The 1,965-nt window shown below is 73.7% G+C and carries 3 protein-coding genes; 2 read left to right on the top strand and 1 reads right to left on the bottom strand.

Annotated features, from left to right (window positions below):
• On the bottom strand, positions 1-151 hold a 151-nt coding region (locus tag FJ251_15880; protein MBM4119181.1), incomplete at its 3' end, for an ATP-binding protein.
• Here FJ251_15880 and FJ251_15885 point away from each other — a divergent pair.
• Together FJ251_15885 and FJ251_15890 are read left to right on the top strand one after the other, a co-directional pair.
• On the top strand, positions 150-1,043 hold the full coding sequence (locus FJ251_15885) for a TVP38/TMEM64 family protein (protein ID MBM4119182.1): 894 nt from the start codon (positions 150-152) through the stop codon (positions 1,041-1,043). The genes FJ251_15880 and FJ251_15885 overlap by 2 nt on opposite strands.
• 64 nt (positions 1,044-1,107) lie before the next feature.
• Positions 1,108-1,965, top strand: an 858-nt coding sequence (locus FJ251_15890) for a thioredoxin domain-containing protein (GenBank protein MBM4119183.1), incomplete at its 3' end; no start/stop codon positions are given.

The following is a 1,965-nucleotide window of genomic DNA, read 5'->3' on the forward strand; positions in this document are numbered from 1 at the left end:
CGTCCAGCGATGCGTAGCGCCGCTGGCCCGGCACGCGCTTGGCGACCAGGGTGCTCTTGCCGGTCTGCCGCGCGCCGGTCACCACAACCGCCGGCATCACCCGCAGCCGCTCGGCCAGCGCGCCTTCCACGAGGCGGGGGAGTGTATTCATGGCGTGGATGATATCCATTCACGCCGTGAATGGTCAAGCTAAGGATTTGATTCTACGCGAGATCGTTCACCCGCCCCCGGGGGCGGGTGGGCGAGGGCTTGTGGCTTGCCCCGACCCGCGGCGCTGGGCTAGCGTCTGCGGGCCGCGGCGTCGGGCGCCGGCGCCCGGCCCGAGCCGAGGAGGTGGCGTGCACGCGACGCGCAAGCCGGCCATCCCGCGCGGCGTCTGGCTGCGCGCGCTGGCCCTGCCGCTGATCGTCGGCGGCTGCTTCTGGCTGGGCCACGCGCTCGGCCTGGGCTCGGACCTCGGCGAGCTGCGCGCCTGGATCGCCACGCACAGCCGCGCGGGCGCGCTCGTCTTCCTCGGCCTCTTCGCGCTGCTCGGCGTGAGCGCGCTGCCCGGCCTGCCGCTCACGCTCGCGGCGGGCGCCCTCTTCGGCACGGTGAAGGGCCTGATCGTCGCCAGCGCGGGCACCACGCTGGGCGCCGCGCTGGCTTTCTTGCTCGCCCGCGGTCTTGGGCGCGACTTCGTGCGCCGGCGCCTGGAGCACCGCCGCGGCTTCCAGCGCCTCGAGCGCTGGACGGCCCAGCGCGGCGCGCTCGCCGTCGCCCTCGCGCGCCTCTTCCCGATCTTCCCCTACAGCCTGCTCAACTTCGCCCTCGGCCTCACTCGCGTGCGCTTCGGCACCTACCTCTTCTGGACCTGGCTCGCGATGCTGCCCGGCCACCTCTTCTATGTCGCCGGCAGCGACGCCCTCGCGCAGCTCGTGGCGGGCGGCCGCCTGCCGCTGCGGCTCGTCTTCATCGCCGCGGGCGTGCTCGTCTTCCTCGCGCTGCTCGTGCCCTGGGCGAAGCGCCGCCTGCGCGAGGGGCCGGGCGAGGAACCCGACTAGGGGACGCAAAGGTCTTGATCGATCGCGCCTTGCGGCCCGCGCGCGCGCGGCCGACCTTGGGGGCATGCGCGCACTCCTTCCCGACGCCGCGGCCATCGCCGCCCTGCCCGCCGACGGCGGGGCCGAGTTCAACCGCCTCGTCTTCGAGGCGTCGCCCTACCTGCGCCAGCATGCGCGCAACCCCGTCGACTGGTATCCCTGGGGCCCGGAGGCGCTCGCGCGCGCCGCGCGCGAGGACAAGCCGATCTTCCTCTCGGTGGGCTACGCCACCTGCCACTGGTGCCACGTCATGGAGCACGAGTCCTTCGAGGACCCGGCCACCGCCGCGCTGATGAACGCGCGCTACGTCTGCATCAAGGTCGATCGCGAGGAGCGGCCGGACCTGGACGCCGCCATGATGACGGCCACTCAGCTGTTCACCGGGCGCGGCGGCTGGCCGAACTCGCTCTGGCTCACGCCCGACGGCAGGCCCTGGTTTTGCGGCACCTACTTTCCCCGCGAGGACCGCGGCCCGCAGCGGCCGGGCTTTGGGTCCATGCTGATCGCGCTCAGCGAGATCTGGCACGCGCGCCGCGCCGATGCACTCGCGCAGGCCGAGGCGGTGGTGGAGGCGATTGTTGCCTCGGGCGCGCTTCCCGCGCCTGCGCCCGGCGGGCCGGCCGGCCGCGATCTCATCGACGCCGCGCTGAGTGCGCTCGCCGCGGACTTCGATCCCGTGCATGGCGGCTTCGGCGGCGCGCCCAAGTTTCCGCCGCACCAGGCGCTCACGCTTCTCATGGACGAGCACGCGCGCTCGGGCGACGAAACCCTGCTCCGCATGGCCACGCGCACGCTGGAGGCCATGGCCGCCGGCGGCATCCACGATCAGCTCGGCGGGGGCTTCCACCGCTACAGCACGGACGCGCGCTGGCTGCTGCCGCAC

The organism is bacterium, from assembly GCA_016873475.1.
Taxonomy (GTDB): domain Bacteria; phylum Krumholzibacteriota; class Krumholzibacteriia; order JACNKJ01; family JACNKJ01; genus VGXI01.